Raw genomic sequence first — 23,777 nt, 5'->3', positions numbered from 1 at the left:
TAACTCAATACCTTGTGATTATTATTGTATTTTATATTAGACTGAATTTAAGAGTTATTATGTGAATGATTGATGTTAGCTAATTTTTTTATAAACGAACCAGATCCAAGCCTAATTATTAATGGTGTATACGACCCAAGTTTAGTGACACTATCTATACTCACCGCAATTTTTGCAGCTTATTTTTCTTTGCACGTTATCGATTTAGCAAATAATACACATTTTAAATCTTATCGAAAGTTAGCCAATATAACCGCAGCCTTAGTCCTTGCCGGAGGGGTCTGGAGCATGCACTTTATTGCTATGCTCGCATTTTCTTTGTGCACTACAATTGAATACGACCCCACACTAACTTTTGTATCGTTTATACCGGCTTTACTGGCATGTACCATTGCTTTTTCTTGTTTGAAAACATATAGCTCTCACCCTCGTATTATCAATTTAATTCTAAGCTCTCTTTTATTTGGCGCGGGTGTTGGCACCATGCATTACAGCGGTATGGCCGCGATGCAATTAAGTCCTTTACTTCGTTATGATCCAATATGGTTTGGCGCTTCAATTGTTGTTGCAGTGCTGCTGTCTTTTATAAGTCTCTATGCACGTTTTCATTTACCAGCACACTTTAAAAAATTAACGCCTGTGCATAATCGTATTATTTGCGCCCTTATTCTTGGCCTTGCCGTGGCTGGTATGCATTATATGGGCATGGCTGCTACGCGATTTATTGCAACAAGCCCGATAATTAACGAGCAAACAAACCAATCACATCTAACCTTTATTGCTATTAGTGTGTCGTTCGCCACGCTTTTATTAACAGCGGTGGTTGTGATCATCAATGGCATGATCCGATACAGAATGCTGTTGGGGAAAAAATCAGCTGAAGAGTCTCGCCTTGATGCTATTTTATCAACTGCCATTGACGGCATCGTTACTATAAATATTAAAGGCACTATTTTGAGCTTTAATAAAGCCGCAGAAACAATTTTTGGCTGGCAAGATAATGAGGTCATTGGCCAGAATGTAAAAATATTAATGGCTGATGATATTGCTAATCAACACGATGCTTTTTTAAAAAATACAACAAACCATGAGGTAAAACGTGTTATTGGTGTTAATCGCGATGTGTGGGCAAAACATAAAAATGGTCATCAATTTCCAATTCGCTTAGGGATTGGTGAAGTAAAGCAATTACAAACTGAAACATTGTTTGTAGGCTTTATTACCGATTTAACTGAGCAAAGAGCGTTACAACAAAGCTTAATTGAAAAAGAGCGACAATACCGTACCTTAATGAACAATATGCCCGGTGTGGTATTTCGCTGCTTGTTAGATGAACACTGGAGTATGTTGTTTATCAGCCCTAGCGTCTATGAACTAACGGGTTATCGCGCTGAAGAATTTACTGAGCAGCGTATTACCTTTGCCGAGCTTATTGTTAAAGAAGATGAAGCGGCTATTTCTTTAGCGATTGATCAAGCAGTTGCATCGACCAGTCAATACTCAATTGAGTATCGCATTCGCCATCGCAACGGCAATATTATTTGGGTACTTGATCAAGCAAGTATTATCACTAACTCTAAAGATGATACACGCTGGGTTGATGGCGTTTTAGTTGATATAACCAAGCGCCATGAATATGAGCAAAGCTTAAAGCAAGCTAAATACGAGGCTGAAGCAGCCGCGCAAGCTAAACAGTCTTTTATGGCAAATATGAGCCATGAGATACGTACCCCCATGAATGCAATTATTGGCTTTAGTGATATTTTAATGGATAGTCCGCTTAATAAAGAACAACAAAAACAAATTATTACCGTTAATAACGCTGCGCGTTCTTTATTGCATTTACTCAACGATATCCTTGATTCAGCAAAGCTAGAGAAAGGTAAACTCGAAATTCAAAAAGTACATTTTAACTTGCAAGAATTGCTCGATAATATTGTGTCGACATTTTGGCTTGATGCAAAACGCAAAGACTTACAGCTCATTTTAAAAATAGCTGACAATGTAAATCCATTTTATTTTGGTGATGATACGCGTTTACGCCAAGTGCTAACCAATTTAATCGGCAATGCGATAAAGTTTACTGAGCAAGGCCATGTTACTGTTTCGGTTACTCATAAACCCAATCAACCCATTTTATTTGAAGTACAAGATAGTGGTATAGGTATCGAAAAAGGTCGCCTTGAGGCTATTTTTAAACCCTTTGAGCAAGCAGATGGCACCACAACACGCCGATTTGGTGGCACAGGGCTTGGCACAACAATTAGTAAGCAGCTGGTTGAATTAATGGGCGGCAAAATATATGCACAAAGTACCCTTGGTCAAGGTAGCTGTTTTTCCTTTACTGTTGGGCTTGAGCCAGGCGAAAAAAGTCAGGTGCAAGCCATTAGTAAAAACGCATTTAGCTTACCCCCATTAAAAATCTTAGTGGTGGATGATATTGAACAAAATATCGAACTACTCACTATTATGCTTTCCCAAGCAGGCCATCAGGTAAGTAAAGCAAATAATGGTTTTGAGGCCATTGACATGTTTAATCAGCATCGCTTTGATATTATCCTAATGGATATTCATATGCCTAAATGTGATGGGATCAGTGCCACAGCATCAATTCGCTCTTTAGAGCAGCAAAAACAACTAAAGCACACGCCAATAATTGCCTTAACGGCCAGTGTGCTACAGCAAGATAAGCTAACAGCCAAACAAGCGGGTATGAATGGTTTTACAACGAAACCCGTTGACATAAACCAACTCAACCAAGAAATAGCACGGGTGCTTGGGCTTACTATCAGCCAGTTAGTAACTAACGATCCAATAGATTCAAAACTTCGTATAGATTTTAATAAAGGCGAAAAAATGTGGGGCAGCAAAGAGAAACATCTCAAAGAGGTTGTACTCTTTTTAGCTCAGCATCAAAATAGTATGCTAACTTTGGCGACCACTAAGCTAAACGATAAGCATTATGCTCATATTTTGCATAATTTAAAAGGTCTTGCCGGTAATTTAGCGCTCAATAATTTATCTTACTTAATTGCGCAAGCTGAAAAACAACGTGATATAACAAGTTATACTCAGTGCATATTAAAATGTCAGCAAGAGTGGCAGCAGCTAGCAGATGAATTATCACACTTACACATTGCTTTTAAAGAGAATGAATTACAAAAAGAAACCGTGTCAGATGCTGAATTTATTCACCAATTAACGCTTTTACTCAGCCAAGCTAAACGAGCAGAGTTGGATGATACGTTATTAAGTTATATTGAAAGAATAACACCCGAACAACACAAAGCTGCTATTTTGAATATTTATGAGCAGTTTAATGACTTTGAATTTGATAATGCACAAACACAGCTCAACGCATTATTAACAACACTCAATAACTAGCTCTTCTGAGGATACCGATGGATCAATCGATAAGTCAGGCGCGAATATTAATCGTCGATGATGAACCTGCAAATTTAAAAGTAATGCGCGAGGTCTTAGCGAGTAACTACCGTTTATCGTTTGCTAAATCGGGGGCTGTGGCACTGCAATTAATAGAAAACGATCCGCCAAAACTCATTTTACTTGATGTAATGATGCCAGATATTAATGGCTTTGAAGTGTGCAAAATTTTAAAAGCTAATCCTAAAACCGCACACATTCCGGTCATTTTTGTCACCGCACTCACGCAAGAACAAGATGAATCGGAAGGGTTTTCGCTAGGTGCGGTTGACTATATAACCAAACCTATTAGCCCTGCGATTGTAAAGGCAAGGGTAAAAACTCATCTTTCTTTAGTACAAGCCGAGCAACTAAAACAAGCACATGTAGATTTAGTTGAGCGATTGGGTCGCGCGGCAGAGTATAAAGATACCGATACGGGTGAGCATATTGCACGAATGAGCCAATACAGCAAAGTACTTGCTTTAGCGTTGGGAATGAACGAACAACACGCAGAATTATTACGCCAAGCTGCGCCAATGCACGATGTCGGAAAAATAGGTATTCCTGATTCGATACTGTTAAAACCTGGCAAATTAACCCCCGACGAATTTGCACACATGAAAGAGCATGCCGCTATAGGGGCTAAAATATTGGCCAACTCACCTTCCCCCTTACTGCAACTTGCCCATGTATTGGCTATCGAACATCATGAAAAATGGGATGGCACAGGTTATCCTAATGGATTGAAAGGCGAGGAAATCTCTATTGAGGGGCGGATTGTAGCGATTGCTGATGTATTTGATGCACTTACATCAAAACGTCCTTATAAAGAGCCTTGGAGCATTGAGCAAACACTAGAGCATATGCAACAACAAGCAGGAAAACACTTTGACCCTCAGCTGGTTGATCTTTTTATTAGCAAAATAGACGCTATTTTAGCGATAAAAAAGGCTCATCAAGAACGCGATTAAATCGTCTCTTTTTTGAACAAATATTACTGCACAAAGTTCAACAGGACCTAGCCCCTTTTGGCATTGTGAGAGCCTAACGCTACAGCTGGAAAATGCTGTTTTATAATGCGGTAGTGATGGGAAGTGATCTCATGGCTATTGCCACTGTTATCTTTAAAATACATAGAAAAAGTCACGCCATGATCAGCCAGTATCGTTTTAATTTCAAGCTGCTCAAAATGTGCTAACCACGCTATAAATTGCTCACCGGTTGCAGCAAAAGCGATTCCTTTACTTCGCCCTGGCGCCTCAAATAAAGCTAAACGTGTCGATCCGTTTTCATCTTCAAGCGTTAAAGGGCCTTTGCCTTCTTCATTCCAAAATGCTAATTCCTCTACTACAGTAAAACCAAGCACCTTTTCATACCAATCAACGGCTTGGGTGAGGCTTTGAACATTTAAATGACAATGATCAATACCGCTCAATTTTGGCCTCACTGTCTTACCCTCCAATTTCAGATTTTAGCTGCTCTAAAAAGTCATACATGTAATCTGTTCTTCTAAGTGCTTCGGCTTTAGCAGAAGGTGTATTCATACTTTTTGCAATATGCAGTAACTTTATAAAAAAATGATCTAATGTGTATTGTTTATCATCGGGCTCACGCTCTAAACAAAATGGATCATTAGGATTGTACAAAAGTCGGCTTATTGAGCCCCCCACTTTCATACAACGACTAACACCAATAGCCCCTAAGGCATCCATTCTGTCAGCATCTTGTACAATCTGTGCTTCAACGGTTTTAATAGCAATATTGGCGCTAAAACTATGCGCGGCTATGGCGTGGTGAATATCATCAAATAGCGCTTCATCATAGCCAATAGACGCTAAAAAACTAATCGCTTTATCGGCAGCCATCGTTGAAGCTTTTGCCCTATCGGGATGGTTTTTTGCTACGGCCACACAATCATGTAACCACGCAGCAGGTAAAACAACATTCATATTGGCTTTTTCAGCAGTGCATAATTTAACTGCAACACGTACTACCCGTTCAATATGGGTAATATCATGGGCTACATCAGCATGGATAAGCGCTGTTATAAATTCTCTGCATTGCTGATCAAGTTGCTTTAATGAAGGGCTAAGGGCTAAATTGTTCACCGAGCTTCCAAAAATCTATTTAAACGAGGTAATATCCCCTACTTTAACGCGATTTATAAGGCCCTTGCAAAACATTCATTGTATGTTGCGCGTGGCTTGACTAAAATACAGCGCTTATTTATTACTACAGAGAAGCCCTATGTCATCTGCCGTTTACCTGCAAGCTGGTCGCGATAAATCATTAAAAAGAAAACACCCTTGGTTATTTTCTAAAGCCATCAAAAAAATTAAAGGTAAACCTGGATTAGGTGACACGGTAACCATACACGACAGTGAAGGTAAGTTTTTAGCCACCGCGGCTTACAGCCCGCATTCACAAATTCGCGCGCGTGTTTGGAGCTTTGATGAAAAAGAAGTCATAGATCAACATTTTTTCGAGCGTCGCCTACGTCGTGCTTTAGAAGCTCGCAGCCATGCGATTGAAGAAGGTGGACTGACCGGTTTTAGGCTTTGCGCCGCTGAATCCGATTATTTACCGGGTGTTACCATAGATAAATTTGATAACACCTTGGTTTGTCAGTTACTCAGTGCCGGTGCTGAGCGCCACAAAGGTGAAATTGTTGGCGCATTAATGGCTATTTTCCCAGGCTCAAATATTTATGAGCGCTCAGATGTAGATGTGCGCACTAAAGAAGGCTTGGAGCCAATTAAAGGAGTGCTTTGGGGTAATGAACCCACAGCGCCAGTTATCATTGAAGAAAATGGTTTAAAAATTGAAGTTGATATTCTTGAAGGCCATAAAACCGGCTTTTATTTAGATCAACGTGATAGCCGTGCTGCACTGGAGCGTTTTTCAAAAGATAAAACCGTATTAAATTGCTTTAGTTATACGGGAACGTTTTCTCTTTATGCCCTGCGTGGTGGCTGTAAGCATGTAACCAATGTCGATGTTTCACAACCAGCTCTTGATACAGCAAAGCGCAATGTTGAACATAACAACCTTGATTTAAATAAAGTCGACTTTGTAAAACAAGATGTATTTAAGTTATTGCGCCAATACCGTGAAGACGGCGTGATGTTTGATACGATTGTGATGGATCCGCCTAAATTTGCTGATAATAAAGCGCAGTTAACTGGGGCATGTCGGGGTTACAAAGATATTAATATGATTGCGATGCAAATATTAAAACCAGGCGGCACACTGCTTACTTTCTCATGCTCTGGTTTAATGGAACAAAATTTGTTTCAAAAAGTGGTTGCAGATGCAGCACTTGATGCAGGTAAAGATTTGCTGATCATGGAGCGCTTAAATCAAGCAGCTGACCACCCTATTGCGGGCAGCTACCCTGAAGGCTTTTATCTTAAAGGCCTTATTTGTAAGGTTTACTAAACACTAATTTTAGTTAAACTCAATAATTTCTAGCCCCGCGGTTATCGTGCCATCCTCTTCTGTGCTGGCACGTATAACCTTTGCAGTGGCTTTTAACGGTGCAATGCTTGGATGGGTTGATGCAATATCAACCGATAAAATTGAGTTAAGTTCTAATAAATCATCGAGCTGCAAGGAGAGCCCTGTTGCACTTAAGTCAAGGCAGGTGCCTGTGTAACTTAGTCCTGCGACGGGCTCAATCGAGGTTAACTTAGCGGGTGTGTTAACCTGCATACGTCTGTAGTTTCGCTTATCTTCAGTAAACATAATTCCCTCTACACAATATTATTAATTTTTTCTCGTAGTACGGCGATAGAAAAAGGTTTTACAACGTAAGCATCACACCCTGAGTCAAAGCCTGCTTGTTGCTCAAGCTCTGACTCAAGTCCTGATATCATCACCACCGGAATGTGTTTTGTCTCTGGCGTATGTTTAAGTATGCGACAGGTATCATAACCATCAAGCCCCGGCATACATACATCAAGCAAAATAATATCAGGCGGGTTAGCAATGGCAGATGCTAAACAACTTTTACCAGAATCAGCATAGCTTAAATCAAATGTTGATGCTAACCCTGCTTTGAGTATTTCAAAATTGAAATACTCATCATCAACCACTAACAATTGTCGCGCTTGGTGTTTTAATAATGAGGACATAGCAATGTCATTTCCTTCTCAAGTTAGTCCCTTAGGGTCTGTTGACCGTACAAGGTTGAATTTGCAGTAGCCTGTTTGGTATTTAGGCAAGGCAGAGCCTATGTGGTGTGGTTTTTACTTAGCCCACTAGGTTACAAACCTCGCGCCGCGATTAAACCGCCCTTAGTTTGAACAAATTTTAATCCACAAAGGTCAACAGACCCTAGCTTAATAGCGAATAAAGGGATTATTCAATTTCTTTTATCGCATTTAACACACGTTTCGCTGAAATTGGATAAGGTGTACCTAAGGTTTGCGCAAATAAGGATACGCGTAATTCTTGCTGCATCCAAAAAATAGCCTCAACATCGTCAGGCAATGGCATTCCTTTAGGGGTTTTATTCGTCAGTTTTTTATATTCTTGCGCCACTTTTTCAAGCTCTAGCACACATAATCTATCACGATTTGGGTCAACGGGTAGCTTTTCTAGTCGTTTTTGAATCGCTTTTAAGTAACGAATTAAATCGCCGAGCTTATCCGCCCCATGCTGGCTCACAAAACCTTTAAAAATAAGCGATTCTAACTGAGATTTAATATCGCCATGGGCAGTGATCATGGTTAAATCTACTCGCCCTTTCATTTTTTTATGCAGCGCATGAGCAATACTCAGTACTTGCTCTACTTGGGTTGCAATTGCTACTACGGTGTCGCCTAATTCGCCGCGAATATGCTCTTTAACCGCTTCAAATGCATCACTTGTACGAATATCACCATATTTAACTAATAGGCTATCAACACCCGATGCAATGCAGTCATCTATTAAATCGGCAATTTTACCAAAAGGATTAAAGTACAACCCTAGCTTAGCCTTGTTTGGTAAATTTTGCTGCAGGTATTTAATGGGTGATGGCACGTTTAATAACACTAAACGACGCAACCCCTGCTGGTGCGCTAATTGCGCTTTAATTTCGTTATCGAATAACTCCACTGCCGCCGTTGATTTTTTATCCACCAGCGCAGGGTACGCTTTAATTTCGTACTGACCTTGCTTTTTCACATAGGATGTTGGTAACTCTCCAAAATCCCACTGTGTTAAATCGGTTTTTTCTATGCCTTTGTCGGCGACTTTAGATAAGGTGTCGGTGACCTTGCCTTGTAGCTGCGCTTTAAGTTTAGCTAAATCGAGTCCACGTGCCAGTAGCTTGTCGTGTTCATCGCGCACTTCAAATTGTAGCCTTAAATGCGGAGCAAGCGCAGTTAAATCCCACGCCTCAGGGTCTACACGAACGCCGGTCATACGCAGTAATCGATTGCTTAGCGAGTCGATTAACGAGCCTTGTAATGGCTCTATAGCCGCTAACACCGCATCGGCATAATTGGGCGCAGGAACAAAGTTACGACGCAATGACTTAGGTAATGACTTAATTAACCCACAAATTAACTCATGACGAAATGCCGGTATATGCCAATCAAAGCCACTTTCTTGCACTTGGTTTAACAGTGCAACGGGTATTTGTACGGCAACACCATCAACCGCTTGGCCTGGATCAAAGTGATAGGTAAGCGGCAGCATCAAATTATCTTGCTGCCAAGTATCAGGGTAGTCAAATTCGGTAATGCTGCTGGCGCCATGTTGCATGAGCTCTTCGCGCGTCATATGCAGGTAGTGTTTGTCTTGTTGTTTTTGTGTTTTATACCATTTGATAAACGCAGCACGATTGTTAATATCGCTGGGTATTTTCTTCTCGTAAAACTCAAACAAGGTTTGCTCATCAACTAAAATATCGCGTCTACGAGACTTGTTCTCGAGCACTTGAATATCTTCAATTAATTCGCGGTTATACGCTAAAAATGCTTCATTTAATCCAAGCTCTTGTTCAACCAGCGCCGAGCGGATAAATAATTCGCGGCTTACTTTAGGATCAATCTTGCTATACACACACCGGCGTTTATTAACGATAAGCAGGCCGTAAAGTGTTTGTTGCTCAAAGGCAATGACTGCACCGGGCTTTTTCTCCCAGTGTGGCTCTGTATAGCTTCGTTTTACCAAATGTTGAGCAAACGGTTCTACCCAGTTCACATCTATTTTGGCATTAATACGGGCATAGAGTTTACTGGTTTCTACCAATTCAGCCGACATCATCCACTTGGGGCTCTTTTTAAACAAGCCTGATCCTGGAAAAATATGAAATTGGCTATTACGTGCGCCTTTATACAGCTGCTTTTCGTCTTTAAAACCGATATGACTGAGCATGCCACTTAACAGTGCTTTGTGAATAAGCTCGCTGTCTGCAACATTCGTGGTGGCTTTCATTTTCATTTCATTGCACACAGTGCTGATTTGATAAACGATGTCTTGCCATTCACGAATGCGCATATACGCTAAAAAGTCTTTTTGACATAACTTTCTAAACTGGCTATTGGTCAGCTCACTTTGCTGCTCTTCGAGGTAATTCCACAAGTTTAAAAAGGCGATAAAGTCAGAGTCTGGGTCGTCAAAGCGACCGTGTTTTTCATTCGCTGCCTGGCGTTTTTCTTGTGGTCGTTCTCGTGGGTCTTGAATTGAGAGCGCAGCAACAATAATAATCACCTCACGCAATGCACCCAGCTTATGCGCAGTCAGCACCATTTTTGCTAAACGCGGATCCACTGGCAAACGACTCAGCTCTCGACCAGATTGCGTTAAACTGGTTTTTTGATGACGTTTAGCTTCTTTTACCGCTTCTAACTCTTCAAGCAGTGTTAAACCATCGTTAATGTTGCGGCTATCTGGGGCTTGCACAAAAGGAAATTGCGCCATATCACCCAACCCTAATGCCAGCATTTGTAAAATAACTGACGCTAAGTTAGTACGCAATATTTCAGGATCGGTAAATTCAGGACGTGATAAAAAATCGTCCTCTGAATACAAGCGAATACAAATACCCGCTTCAACACGTCCACAACGCCCCATTCGCTGATTAGCACTAGCTTGCGAAATAGGCTCTATGGGTAAACGTTGAACCTTTGTACGGTAACTGTAACGACTAATACGCGCCGTACCCGGGTCAATAACATAACGAATACCTGGCACCGTTAGCGATGTTTCAGCCACGTTGGTTGAGAGAATAATGTGGCGGCGCGAATGCGGCGCAAAAATACGATTTTGTTCAGCGTTCGATAGCCTTGAATACAAAGGTAATATATCGGTGTGTTTTAAATTGCGCTTACTTAACGCATCGGCGGTATCGCGTATTTCTCGCTCACCGTTTAAGAAGATCAGAATATCACCGGGGCCTTCAGCGCAAAGTTCATCGACCGCATCAAAAATCCCCTGTAACTGGTCGCCTTCGGCTTCCATGTCTTCTTTTTGGATGTCACTGATGGGGTTATAGCGTACATCCACAGGGAATGTCCGGCCTGATACTTCAATAATTGGCGCATCATCAAAGTGCTTAGAAAAACGTTCTGGATCAATGGTCGCAGAGGTAATAATAACTTTTAAGTCAGGACGTTTAGGAAGTAAATTTTTAAGGTAACCTAAAATAAAATCAATGTTTAAACTGCGCTCATGCGCCTCATCAATAATAATGGTGTCGTATTGATTCAAAAAACGGTCTTGTTGTATTTCAGCTAATAAAATACCGTCGGTCATCAATTTTATATAACTGTTATTAGAAACCTGATCGCTAAAGCGAATTTTAAAACCCACTTGCTGACCAAGCTCGCATTGCATTTCTTCTGCTATACGATTGGCAACGCTACGTGCAGCTAAACGTCTAGGTTGAGTATGGCCGATATACCCATCAACCCCACGGCCTAACTCTAAACACATTTTAGGAATTTGTGTGGTTTTACCTGAGCCGGTTTCACCAGCAATAATCACCACTTGATTATTAGCAATGGCCTCTTTAATGGTGTCTTTTTTTTGACTGACCGGTAATTGCTCAGGATAAGTAACGTTAGGTAGCCCAGCTAAACGCTGCTCGCGAAGCGATTGACTGCGACTGATATCAGCCGTAATTTTTTCAAGCGCACTGGTAAGTTTTGCCTCGTCGGTAATTTTTTTTACGCCATGAAGGCGCTTTTTAAAACTGAATTGATCTTTTTTTAAGCACGTTTTTAGCTCGCCAAACAACTGACCTAGGTTTACCACCTGCATACCTTATAAAAATTAGTCAAAGAGCCCCGATTGTAGCAAATTAAATGGCTGGGGTTAATCCTGTAAAGGACATAACAATCAGCGGATTATTATATAAACCTCCAGCCACTAAAGAAAAACGCTCATTCGTTGCTAAAAATACCTACATAAGTCGCTTGCGTATTCGATTTACTCGCACGGTACATGCCTGTGGTGTTAAACGGCAGGCTAATATTGCCTTTTGTATCAACAATAATAACACCGCCTGTGCCGCCAATCGGTTTAAGCACCCCATTTATTACTTCATCCCCGGCTTGGGCAATGGTTTTACCTTGATATTTTACTCGTGCGCAAATATCGCTTGCCACATTATAACGAATAAAATATTCGCCATGGCCGGTTGCCGATACTGCACACGAGGCGTTTTCTGCAAAGGTACCCGCGCCAATAACTGGTGCATCACCAATACGGCCAAAACGTTTTGCGGTCATTCCGCCAGTTGACGTACCCGCGGCTAAATTACCTTGTTTATCCAGTGCCACCGCACCCACAGTCCCCATTTTATAATTAGCGGGTAACGCCTTGTGCGCTGCTTGATAATCTTTATTGGTGCTTTTGCTCGCCTCTAGTTTTTCCTTTGCTTTTAATAAAGCTTCATAGCGATGCTTTGTATCAAATATATTATTCTCTACTAAGCTAACGCCTTGCTCTTTAGCAAACTCTTCTGCACCTTGGCCACTTAACATCACATGCACTGATTTTTCCATCACTAAACGGGCAAGTTTAATTGGACTTTCTATGTGCTTAATGCCCGAAACTGCTCCAGCTCGGCGGTTACGACCATCCATAATAGAAGCATCTAACTCATGGCTACCATCATAGGTGTATACCGCGCCGCGTCCGGCGTTAAAATAAGGCGATTGCTCTAACACTTCAATGGCTGCGGTGACTGCATCAAGGCTTTCTCCGCCTTGTTCAAGTACCTTATACCCAGTCTCAACAGCTTGAGCTAATTTATCGCGGTAAGCTTGCTCTTGAGCAGGTGTAAATTTACTTTTTTCGATTGTGCCTGCCCCGCCATGAATCGCAATGGCAAACGGCGTGCTCGCACTCAATGCAGATGAGCTCACACTCATTAAACTACCGCAAAGCAGTCCTAGTAATAGTGATTTTTTCATTGTGCGTTCTTTCGTTAGTTAAGATTAAAACTAATGTGAATGGTTACGTGGGGTTTTTCAAGTGAACTGAGTTTAATGGCATAAAAAAAGCGCCCTGAGGCGCTTTTTAAATTCTGTTTAAAAATTACGCTTGTTGCGCTTTTAAACGTGCTAAACGTGCTACTTGGTGAGTAGACGTTAAGAAAGAATAGATAGGTGCTAAATAACCGCGTTTACGAAGCTCTAGAAAGTCTGCATCGCTTAGCTCATTTAGTTTTTTCTCATCGATAAGGTAAATACCGTTGATGTCTTTTTTCTCGCCTTTAATATCAACCGTTAGCGTTTGTGCTACTAGTAATTCTTTATCAGCAAGGAATTTAGTGAACGCATCAGTGACTTGTGAAAACTCGATGAACGATACTAACGCTTCTTTACGACGCTTAAGGTAATCAGTTTCTTCACCGTTTTCGAATAATGCATTACCCTCTTCTTCACCAACTAATGAGCTCGCTTCGTCAATTACAATACCAAATTGATCTTGCTCAGGGTGCTTTACTAAACCTAATGGGTAACGCGTTGTTGCCATAGGTGCAAACGCAGCTGTCCATTTGTCGCCATCAACAAATAAGTTTTCACCTGGCTCTAGGCCAAACATAGCAACCGCTTGAAAAGTACCTGTTTCGTTATTTTTAACAAAAGACATTGGAAACTCATTGGCGATACGCGCAAACTCGTGTGCTACAACTGGCACTAAGTGTTGAGTTTTCATAAATTCGATATTGATGCCATTTTTAATTTTAGTGTTGGCATGTTTTTCGTTGTGTAAAGGCTGTACTTGTTGCTCCGCCATGTTACTGCTCCGTTATTTTATAAATTTAATTTTTTACTGTTAGTGCCCTAAGGCTAAAGGTTTTGGCAACAAAAAGGAAGTGAAAATTTTGTGGCAGTTTGTAGGATATTAATTAACAAAAAATTATCGTTGATTATTTAGACAAATATATAAAAAACGTTACTTTTGCCAACGTTCACTGGTCTATTAGCCATTAAATACACTCGCTGATAGCTTTGACAGCGTTGTCAGAGGTGATATATTAATTTTACAGCGAGGTAAGATGTTTACACTTAAATATTCTCATCAAAAATTAGACCTTAAAAATGAAAAATTTAACCATAAATCCACAGTTAAAAATTGAAAAGTTGATGATCCCTGGCACACAGGTATACGCTTACGTTGTTGATGATTTTCTTTTAGATACAAGCAGTGTAATGAATTTTGCCCATAACATAGCTTACTTTAATCCTATGTTCTCAGATAATTCCTTTTATCCGGGGATCCGCGATAATATGCCACAACCGTACTTGAGGTTGTTGCACGCATTTTTTCAAAATGAAATACTGCCTAAAATAGAAAACAAAAACTACCACGAGTCTATTCTTCATAAAAGTTTGCTTTCATTAGTTTCATGTAAACCGGCTAATTTAATTGTCGATCAAAAAGTGCCCCATATCGATTCATGTGATGAAAGAGACTATGCGTTTGTGCATTATTTATCTGGTGAGGAACTCGGTGGCACCAGTATTTATAAATACATACCGCAAAACATTATTGAATTTAAAGAGCAACACAAACCACTATTGGCAGATATAGTTAACGATGTTAAAAATAACCCTGATGAACATCAAGGCTATTTAGCCGGTACCACTAGCTTATTTGAGCAAGTGTTTAAAATAGATGCTAAATTTAATCGCCTTGTTATTTACCAAGGTAACTTATTACACAGTGCAAATATTTACTCTGAGCAAAGCTGCTTAGCCGATGCTAAAAAAGGCCGTCTGTCGATAGCCTCTTTTGCAAGTGTAAGATAAGGGTTAGATTGACTGAAGCCCATACTGTTTAATTTTATTTAAAAGCGCTCTGTGATCAGGAAGCTTATTTATTAAATAGTGATCAATCTCAGCTCTTTGATTTAAACGCGCTAAACAGTGTGCCTGTTCTTTATCGGGGCTGTTAGACGCCTTAGTATTGTAATTCATTCCATAAAGTACAAATAAGAAGTTCTCTAGATAAAACACTTCAAACTGACTAAAAAAATCATCTCTGACTGGGGTAAACTCTTTCCACAAATTAAGTTTTTCTTTTAATGACGTGGAAATAGTGTCTTGGTTTTTATTTGCTATCCAAAAAGCTGAATCAGTGCGGTCTGATATACAGTAGTGAAGTTTAATAAAATCAATCACCCGCTCCCATGCATACCCCATAGCATGATTAAAACGCTCTTCTAATTGCTCTAGCTGCGTTGTTGATGATGGGAAGCGCAACGTTAAAAATTTAGCTGAAAAGTCAGTTAATAATATTGACGTTGCCTCTAATGGTTCTAAAAAGCCTTGCGCTAAGCCAAGGGCAATACAATTTTTATGCCAAAACTTTTTCCGGTAACCGACCCGCATTGGTATTTTTCTGTAGGTAAGATCTTGCTTACTATCACCTAAATAACGGTCAAGTTTTTCATGTGCCTGTTCATCCGTCATATGGTTATCTGAATAAACAAAACCGACTCCACGCCTATTGGTGAGCGCTATATCCCAAATCCAGCCAGCTTGATGAGCGGTGGCAAGTGTGTAAGGAGGAATAGCATCATCGGCTTTGGTTGGTACTTGCACCACTAATGCGCTGTTAATTAATAAACTCTCAGATACATCAACAAAAGGAATCTTTAACGCTTTACTCATAAGTAAAGATTCAAAGCCTGAGCAGTCAATATAAAAGTCAAACTCAAGCTCTTCATTGTTATCTGTAATAAGTGCAGCAATAGCGCCGTCATCGCCAAGCTTTACCTGTGTAACATGGGTGTGTATATGCTCTACAGAAAATTTTTCTTTTGCATTACAAGCAAGTAGTTGCGCAAACTTGCCTGCATTAAAATGATACGCGTAAGCCAACTCCCCTTCATATTGAGCATTAGTGATATTTTTAGGTGCTAAGCCTGCCTCACAAATAACATACTGAGAAGATAAGCCCTGCGCATAACTTTGACTTTCCTCTTTGTTATTTAACCAATAAGAAGTTAAATGCTTGGCATCATAAGGGCTTGGCACATCAAATAAATGATGAAAAAAGTTGCCTTCGCCATGTTTTTTCTTATCCATCCAGTTAATAAACTTTATAGACTGCTTGAACGTTGCATCACATTGCCTAATAAATTCATCTTCACGAATACCAAAGCTTTTTAGGGTATTCCTAATATCGGGGACTGTGCCTTCACCAACACCAATTGGCGGTATATCTGGGGACTCTATTAAAGTAACAGATATACCTTTACGATTGAGCATCTCTTTGCCAATGTGGTTTGCAGCTAACCACCCTGCTGTTCCACCACCTACAATTGCAACTTTTTTTATATCCATAAATCACCAATAAAGTTTAACCTCGTAAAAAAGCCCAGCAATGCTGGGCCTAGGTTATTTTTACTCATTTAGCGTATTAAAAACGCATTGTTACACCAAGTTTGTAACGTGCTTCACCTTCAAAACTCCACACTGGGAAGTCATTCAGTAAATCAGGGTTTGGTAATGAGGTAGATGCATCATTGTTACCCAGCTGAACGCTGTCTTCCTCTGTTAGGTTAATACCTTCGAAAGTAACATCTAAGTAATCAGTTACAGAGTATGTTGCACTGAAATCTAGCTGTCCGTAGTCTTGATGCTCGCGGTTACCGTACCAACCTGGTGCTTCACGAATAATAAACTCTGAACGCCAGTTATATGCTAAACGAGCAGAAAAATCATCATTTTCATAAAAACCAACTACGTTATAGCTGTTTTTCGATGAATCAGAGAATACCCCAACACGGTCTGGGTAGTTTTCTGCTGGTGCTTGCGCATCTGAATAGGTGTAGTTAAATGAATAACCAAAGCCGTTATCGAATGAATCTTGAATTTGGAACTCAATACCTTCAATTGAACCACCCGTACCATTTGTCGATGAGCTTACTGTCCAACAGTCATATTGCTGAGCACCACACGGTGGCTCGCCGGCATCTGGGTTAGTCGTATAAACGGGGATGTCGATACCAATTTGTTGATTGGTTTGTTGTTGGGTAGAAATAAATGAGCTTACTTCTTTAGTGAAGTATGTGACGCTTAACATAGCATCGTCATCAAAATACCATTCAACACCAATGTCTGCTTGGAACGCTTTAAATGGACTTAAACCTACATTACCCGTATTTAACACTTCATTTAAAGGACGGTTATCTGTATAACCCGCTAGATTACGCGTTGCAAATAAATCTGCGTAATTAGGGCGAGAGATAACTTGTGCTGCTGAGGTACGTAAGATTAAGTCGTCAGCTAAGTCCATAACCACGTTTAAGCTTGGTAAGAACTCACTGTAATCGGCTTTGTCTGTAGATAACGTCGAGTCGTAAACACCTTCATCACTTAAATCATAGTAATCTGACGAAATATCAGTTGATATGTAACGAACACCTAAATTACCGCGAATACCACCGGTGTCAAAATCAGCCATCGCATATAAAGCAAAATTTTCTTCTTCTATGGTGCCGTATGCTTGTGGACGTGCTGTATAACCTTCTGTCATTGCTAATGAATCAGCAATCATTAGATCCATATCAGGTTCAGGTATTACAAAACCACCACCCGCAGTCACAGTACCTGGGTAGTATTCATTAGCATTACGTACAGGTACTAAATCGGCATTCACATTAGCTGCATTACCATCTTGTACAACTTTGTGATCGGCATATCTTAAGCCCGTTTTAATTGCGGTAATAACACCAAGTTCAACAGGAATTTCAAAGTCTAAATTTAAGTAACTTTCTTCATCTGAATCAGGGTTATATTCAGGCGCCCAAGTTTGTGGGCTGATGGTATCAGGTAAAATGCTAGCATCGTATGATTGGTTAGCTAAATTAAATCTAGTCACGTCGCCAGTCATATCAATAGACCCATTTAAGTCGCTATTGTTATTTGCAAACATACCATAGTTTGCCGTTGTTACATCACTGTCCGCGCTTGTTTTACCTACACGACCTTTAAAGGTGAATAACTCTGAGTCATATTTCCAATCTAAGTCAACAGTATCAGACTTCATGCTTGCTTTACGCGCCCATGTTTGGAAAAAAGCCGTGCCATTGCCGTCGATATTACGCGAAACACAGTTACCTGAGGCGTTCGTTTGTTCACATGAACCATCACCTGGGAATATAATGATTTGCGAGTTAGCATTGTTAGCATCTAGCTCTAAACTTGTATAAGTTAGACCTAAAACTAGCGAATCTGATGGCTGATATTGCATAGCTACATTGTACGCAGTACGCTCACGAGCTTGCTGGAAGGTTGTGGGTGCCATACCGCCACTCCACCCACCTGACGATTCAATACCGTTACGTTGATAATCTACTTCTGATAATGAACCCGCAGCTAAGATACCAAATGTTTCACCATCATTTTTCCAGCTGTACAAGCCAGAAAGCTCAGGATCTGTCTCTTCAGATACTGTACCGTAATCAGCTTTAACACTGGCAAATACAGTGTTTGCATCTAAATCTAGCGGTTTACGGGTTTTAACAATTACAGTACCGCCGATACCACCTTCAACTAGGTTAGCTTGAGATGATTTATAAACTTCTAGGCCACCTACTAATTCAGAAGGTAGTAATGAATAATTAAAGCTACGATCGACCGCTTGTTGATCGAACCAGCTAGTTGAGGCAACAGTATGACCGTCAAGTAATGTGCGTGTTAATTGAGCTGATGCACCACGGATAGATACTTGCTGACCCTGTCCAAATTGACGAGATACACTGACACCAGAAATACGACCAAGAGATTCACCTACATCGCCATCAGGAAACTTACCAACGTCTTCAGCTGTTACAACATCAACAACGGCATTTGAAAAACGCTTGCCGTTTAAGTTTTCTTTATTTGAAGCGCGAATACCCGTAACTTGGATTACTTCAACATCTTCTTGAACTTTAGTTTCATCGGCTGCGAATGCAGCACCAGTGAACCCGGCTCCCATTACTAAGCCGATATTTACTGCTAATAAGCTTTTTTTAAAATTTTTAGCTAACACAGGATTCCCCTTGAATCATTTTGTTGGTTTTTGTTTATCATTTTGCCTACCGCCATGACAGCGCTGTCATAGTAGTAACAAACCATACATGCAAAATTACAATTTTGCTACATTTTTCCGCTCTTTTTGTATGAAAAATAGCTAATTAAACATTAAAACACTGATTTTAAAGAAATTAATTATTGCATGAAAAAGCCGAATTAAATTTGTTTAATTCGTTCACATTTCCAGCATGTACTTGAAGCATTTTTAAATTGATTTTGTTTAAAACAACGTGGTGAGTAGGAATTTTCAAACCGTAAAACATGCTTGTGAGTTAGTGTTTAATAAAATATAACCATTTGATTTTTTGGCTATAAGTAAAATTTATTCAGTATTTACAATCGGTATAAAAGCCTATTTTATACTGCTAATTGTGGAGGCAATACTCAGCATTTCATCTTTATCTCTGCGCTGCTTTTTATAATTCAGCAAAGAGTAAAACAGATCAGCAATAAAAAGGTCAGTAGCAAAAGCGACTGACCTTTCATTAAACCATCAATACAAAGAGGTTTAGCGCACATCTAATTTATATTAAAATTAGGGCGCCCAATACACTTCAATGTTGATCTCAGGGTGATTTAATACCGCACGTAACGGCATGTCATTCACATCGCCCCCCGCTAAAGCTTGTTTATAAACAGCCAACTTTTCATCGCCACTAATTAGCAATTTAACCACTTTAGATTGTGCAATCGCATTTAACGTTAAGCTCATGCGCTCAGTAATACTGCCTGTTACGTCACTTTGTATCGCGTTGATAGCGCACACAAGTTGGCTTGAATCTAAGCCGTTTTTCAGGCCTTGTGCATGTGGGAATAATGACGCGGTGTGGCCATCTGGGCCCATGCCTAAAATAGTCACATCAAAAGGACGTTTTAATGCTTGAAACTGCGCTTCACAGGCATCTACCCCTTGCTCTGCAGTGGCTGCTGTATTTTTCATGCTAATAAAATTAGCCGCTGCACCATGGTTTTGTAACAAAGTACGCTTGATGAATGCTTCATTACTCTTTTCATGACTTGCCTCAACCCAGCGCTCATCAACCATAGCAACATCAATGTTTGCCCAATTTAAATCAAGGGTCGATAAATGTTTATAAGCCGGTTCTGGCGATGAACCGCCTGAAACCATTAATACTGCACGGCCATCACGTTCAATACCATCACGTAAAGCATGCTCTAACGACTGAGATAATTCATCAGTCAGCGCAGCTTTATCGTCAAAAAACTTTTCTACTATTGTTGCCATCACTTATGCCTTATCGCCAGTATTAAACCAAACATGATTATTCTCTGCTAATAATTCATCTGCATCTTCAGGGCCCCAACTACCGGCTCTATACAGTGCTGGTTTACCTTTTTCTTGCCAACGTTCAATTATTGGATCAATCCACTTCCATGCTTGGCGTACTTCATCACGATGAATAAATAATGATGGATTATTCGCTGCAGCATCAAGCATTAAACGTTTGTAAGCATCTGAGTGAAAGCCATTACTATATGCTTGCGACAGCTCAATGTTCATCGTTACAGGTTCAAGTTGCATGTCTAAATTATCTAAACGCTTCGACATCAGCGTTAATTGAATGCTTTCTTGTGGTTGTAAACGGATCACCAAACGGTTTGGCTCGATATTACCTACGCTGTCCTCATACACGTTATGAGATACTTTTTTATATTCAACCACAATTTCAGCGCAGCGCTTTGCCATACGTTTACCGGTACGCAGGTAAAAAGGCACACCCGCCCAACGCCAATTATCAATGTGCGCACGAATAGCCACGAAGGTTTCAGTTTTACTTGCCCCTTCGTTTAGCTCTTCTAGGTAACCTGGGACTATTTTACCGTTTAAATCACCCGGTACGTATTGCCCACGAATAATATTGTCATCAACATCGCTGCCCTCTAATGGGCGTAATGCTTCTAATACTTTTAACTTTTCATTGCGAATACTATTGGCTTTAAGTTTATGCGGTGACTCCATTGCGACTAAGCAAAGTAGCTGTAACAAGTGGTTTTGCACCATGTCACGCAAGGCACCGGCTTTATCATAAAAACCAGCGCGGCTCTCAAGCCCTACCGTTTCTGATAAGCTAATTTGGATGTTATCAATCGATTTAGCATCCCACATGTTTTCAAATAATGAATTTGAAAAACGCAATGCCATTAAGTTTTGAACGGTTTCTTTACCTAGGTAGTGGTCAATACGGAAGATTTGATCTTCGTCGAAGTACTGTGCAATTTTCGCATTAATAACTTCTGCAGACTCGCCACAATAGCCAATTGGTTTTTCTACAACAACACGTGAATTGGCTGTTATTAATTTTTTAGTAGATAGAATTTCACAACAAGTACCATACACAGCTGGCGGAAGAGATAAGTAAAACACACGAGATTTATCGCTGTCGTCTTCATCAAGAATCTTTTTCAGTACATCCCAGTTATCATCCGCTTCGGTAACATTACTCACTACAGGCACTAAAAACGCTGAGAACGATTTCCAATCCTTAGCGTTATACTCGCCTTCGCTTAAAAATTCTTGTAATGCTTTGTGTGCGGTATCAATGTATTCATCACATTTACTTTGTTCGCGCACGGTAGGCAAAATACGTGAGCCTTGCGGTAAGTTACCTTCTTGATATGCTCGATACATTGCAGGAAGTAATTTGCGTAACGCAAGATCACCACCGCCCCCAAAAATTATAATATCAAAAGGATTAAGCATAGTTACTCTCTACGTTTATGCTACCTGCCACTACCGTATTGGTAATCAGTTATAGCGGTTTATTATCTGGATATGCAGGCCTTAGCACAAAGCCTACTAATGTTATTCGTTATATGCGCCATAAAAAATGGGTCTAGGGACACTGTAATTCCTCTCACAAAAATACAGGCCCTAGGACTCCAGCGCTACCCGTTCAAAGGTATTTGGTTACTTATTGTGTAATAAGTGAATGTGTTACTGCGTACGGTGTTGTTTGTAGTACGCCATTAAGCCCTGTGTTGAGCTGTCGTGCTCATTAACCACGTTATCGTCGGTTAATTCAGCTTCAATTTTAGAGGCTAAACCCTTACCAAGCTCAACGCCCCACTGATCAAACGAACATATTTGTAAAATAATACCGTGGCAAAAAATCTTATGTTCATACAGTGCAATTAAACGACCCACCGCTTTTGCATCAACCGTGTCTAATAATATAGACGTTGTTGGGCGGTTTCCGTGATGAATTTTATGCTTTAGTAGCATTTCAATTTGCGCAGGCGTTTTGCCTTTGGCTGCTAAATCAGCGGTTATCTGCTGCGCATCTACCCCGTTCATTAATGCTTCGGTTTGTGCAAAAAAGTTCGATAATAAAATATTGTGATGCTTATCAACGTTAACCTGTGGTTTTACAGAGCCAATAAAGTCCGCAGGGACAATTACATTGCCTTGGTGCAAACATTGATAAAACGCATGCTGGCCATTTATTCCCGTCATGCCCCAAATAATAGGCACGGTAGTGTAAGGTACGGTTTGCCCATCAAAAGTGACGTGCTTACCGTTACTTTCCATTTCACCCTGTTGTAAATACGCAGGCAACATATGTAATGCTTGGTCGTAAGGTAAAATAGCTTGCGAATCAAATCCTAAAAAGCTGGTATTCCATACACTCAACAGCGCCATAATTAAAGGAATATTCTGCTCAAGCGGCGCCGACTTAAAGTGCTCGTCAACTTCAAACGCCCCTTCTAAAATAGCTTCAAATGCTTCAAAGCCGGCATAAAGTGCAATAGGTAAACCAATCGCACTCCAAAGTGAAAAACGACCGCCAACCCAATCCCACATGGTAAATACGTTTTCGTCACTAATACCAAATGCCGCGGTTTTTTCTAAATTGGTGCTTACTGCCACAAAATGCTTTGCTATGGCGCTTTTATCTTTGGCGCTATTTAAAAACCAATCAACCGCTGTTTTTGAGTTGGTCATGGTTTCTGAGGTAGTAAAGGTTTTTGACGAAATAACAAATAACGTTGTTTCAGGGTCAACTTTATTCAATACTGACGCAATTTGTACGCCATCAGCATTAGAAACATAATGAACGTTTAACGGTTTATCAACCACTGCTTTAAGTGCTTCAGTTGCCGTTTGAGGGCCTAGGTTTGACCCCCCTACTCCAATACTCACTACATCTTTCACCGCTTTACCGGTGTAACCTAACCACTGCCCGCTGCGTACTTTTTCAACAAAGGTTTTAATTTTAGCAAGTTCGCTATCGACCGCCTCAGTAATATTTTCACCGTCAACAATAAGCGGTGTATGGGCGCGATTTCTAAGTGCGGTATGCAATACGGCACGGTCTTCGGTGATATTTATTTTCTCACCGGCAAACATTTTTTCACGCCACGCTTCAATATCACACTCTTTAGCTAATGAGATTAATTGAGCGAAAACTTTCTCATCAATACGTTGTTTTGAATAATCAAACAATACACCAGGAATGTGAGTAGAAAATTGAGAAAAACGAGAATCGTCTTGTGCAAATAAAGTTTTCAGATGTGTTTGTGCCATCTTTTGTGCACTATTTTCTAGTGCTTGCCAACTTACTAACTCAGAACGGCTCGCCATGTAAACATCCCCTAATTTATTAATCTATTGATTTAAAGCGCTTTATTTAATTTTTTACGACGCAAAATAACCGAATTTTGTAAAAAGCAAAGCCCAATATTATAGCTTAAAAAGTTTAATTTGCGTTATTTTTATAAGCTTTGATGCAGATAATAGCGCAATTTTTTGCTTTTGACACCGGTATCATAAAATTAAAAATTGAATTTAACAACTGA

16 protein-coding genes are annotated in these 23,777 nt (G+C 40.2%); 4 read left to right on the top strand and 12 right to left on the bottom strand.

Annotated elements, in window-relative coordinates; translation table 11 throughout:
- Positions 1-72: 72 nt before the first annotated feature.
- Together BM380_RS00345 and BM380_RS00340 are read left to right on the top strand one after the other, a co-directional pair.
- Positions 73-3,384: a PAS domain S-box protein gene (locus BM380_RS00345; RefSeq protein WP_090492274.1), complete on the top strand. Its 3,312-nt coding sequence runs from the start codon at positions 73-75 to the stop codon at positions 3,382-3,384.
- Between the two features lie 17 nt (positions 3,385-3,401).
- Complete coding sequence (locus BM380_RS00340) at positions 3,402-4,397, top strand: response regulator (RefSeq protein WP_090492272.1); 996 nt, start codon at positions 3,402-3,404, stop codon at positions 4,395-4,397.
- A 47-nt stretch (positions 4,398-4,444) separates the two neighbouring features.
- On the opposite strand, the gene BM380_RS00335 is transcribed toward BM380_RS00340, so the two are convergent.
- The gene (locus BM380_RS00335) at positions 4,445-4,873 is read right to left on the bottom strand and encodes a VOC family protein (protein ID WP_231893549.1); all 429 of its coding nucleotides are present in this window, start codon (positions 4,871-4,873) and stop codon (positions 4,445-4,447) included.
- Positions 4,874-4,877: 4 nt separating this feature from the next.
- The gene (locus BM380_RS00330; protein ID WP_028835036.1) at positions 4,878-5,534 is read right to left on the bottom strand and encodes an HD domain-containing protein; all 657 of its coding nucleotides are present in this window, start codon (positions 5,532-5,534) and stop codon (positions 4,878-4,880) included.
- Between the two features lie 139 nt (positions 5,535-5,673).
- Here BM380_RS00330 and BM380_RS00325 point away from each other — a divergent pair, with 139 nt between their 5' ends.
- On the top strand, positions 5,674-6,864 hold the full coding sequence (locus BM380_RS00325) for a class I SAM-dependent methyltransferase (protein ID WP_013465236.1): 1,191 nt from the start codon (positions 5,674-5,676) through the stop codon (positions 6,862-6,864).
- Between the two features lie 9 nt (positions 6,865-6,873).
- Here the strand turns inward: BM380_RS00325 and BM380_RS00320 are convergent, their stop codons facing one another.
- From BM380_RS00320 to BM380_RS00300, 5 genes are all read right to left on the bottom strand, one after another.
- Positions 6,874-7,170, bottom strand: coding sequence for a PilZ domain-containing protein (locus BM380_RS00320; protein WP_013465237.1), 297 nt, complete (start codon positions 7,168-7,170; stop codon positions 6,874-6,876).
- A gap of 8 nt (positions 7,171-7,178) precedes the next feature.
- Entirely contained in the window at positions 7,179-7,559 is a 381-nt protein-coding gene (locus BM380_RS00315; RefSeq protein WP_013465238.1) for a response regulator, read from the bottom strand.
- A 226-nt stretch (positions 7,560-7,785) separates the two neighbouring features.
- The gene (gene hrpA, locus BM380_RS00310) at positions 7,786-11,673 is read right to left on the bottom strand and encodes an ATP-dependent RNA helicase HrpA (RefSeq protein ID WP_175527434.1); all 3,888 of its coding nucleotides are present in this window, start codon (positions 11,671-11,673) and stop codon (positions 7,786-7,788) included.
- A gap of 128 nt (positions 11,674-11,801) precedes the next feature.
- A complete protein-coding gene (locus BM380_RS00305; RefSeq protein WP_090492269.1) occupies positions 11,802-12,836 on the bottom strand; it encodes an isoaspartyl peptidase/L-asparaginase family protein in 1,035 nt (344 codons plus the stop codon).
- A gap of 124 nt (positions 12,837-12,960) precedes the next feature.
- Positions 12,961-13,665 carry a SapC family protein gene (locus BM380_RS00300; protein ID WP_013465241.1) on the bottom strand — a complete coding sequence of 235 codons (705 nt, stop codon included), beginning with the start codon at positions 13,663-13,665 and terminating at the stop codon, positions 12,961-12,963.
- A gap of 305 nt (positions 13,666-13,970) precedes the next feature.
- On the opposite strand from BM380_RS00300, the gene BM380_RS00295 reads away from it, so the two are divergent.
- On the top strand, positions 13,971-14,681 hold the full coding sequence (locus BM380_RS00295; protein ID WP_024601129.1) for a DUF6445 family protein: 711 nt from the start codon (positions 13,971-13,973) through the stop codon (positions 14,679-14,681).
- A gap of 3 nt (positions 14,682-14,684) precedes the next feature.
- Here BM380_RS00295 and BM380_RS00290 read toward each other — a convergent pair whose 3' ends face one another.
- From BM380_RS00290 to pgi, 5 genes are all read right to left on the bottom strand, one after another.
- A complete protein-coding gene (locus tag BM380_RS00290) occupies positions 14,685-16,220 on the bottom strand; it encodes a tryptophan halogenase family protein (protein WP_090492267.1) in 1,536 nt (511 codons plus the stop codon).
- 76 nt (positions 16,221-16,296) lie between these two features.
- Complete coding sequence (locus BM380_RS00285; RefSeq protein WP_090492264.1) at positions 16,297-18,915, bottom strand: TonB-dependent receptor; 2,619 nt, start codon at positions 18,913-18,915, stop codon at positions 16,297-16,299.
- Positions 18,916-19,494: 579 nt separating this feature from the next.
- Positions 19,495-20,205 (bottom strand): 6-phosphogluconolactonase, encoded by a 711-nt coding sequence (gene pgl, locus BM380_RS00280; RefSeq protein WP_013465246.1) that lies wholly within the window; start codon positions 20,203-20,205, stop codon positions 19,495-19,497.
- A 3-nt stretch (positions 20,206-20,208) separates the two neighbouring features.
- Positions 20,209-21,681 carry a glucose-6-phosphate dehydrogenase gene (gene zwf / locus BM380_RS00275; protein WP_013465247.1) on the bottom strand — a complete coding sequence of 491 codons (1,473 nt, stop codon included), beginning with the start codon at positions 21,679-21,681 and terminating at the stop codon, positions 20,209-20,211.
- 234 nt (positions 21,682-21,915) lie between these two features.
- A complete protein-coding gene (gene pgi, locus BM380_RS00270; RefSeq protein ID WP_090492262.1) occupies positions 21,916-23,562 on the bottom strand; it encodes a glucose-6-phosphate isomerase in 1,647 nt (548 codons plus the stop codon).
- Positions 23,563-23,777 lie beyond the last annotated feature (215 nt).

This window comes from Pseudoalteromonas sp. DSM 26666, assembly GCF_900116475.1.
Classification (GTDB): Bacteria; Pseudomonadota; Gammaproteobacteria; order Enterobacterales; family Alteromonadaceae; genus Pseudoalteromonas; species Pseudoalteromonas tetraodonis.
Note: the sequence above shows the minus strand (reverse complement) of the source record. Positions and strands in the feature narration are given on the sequence as shown.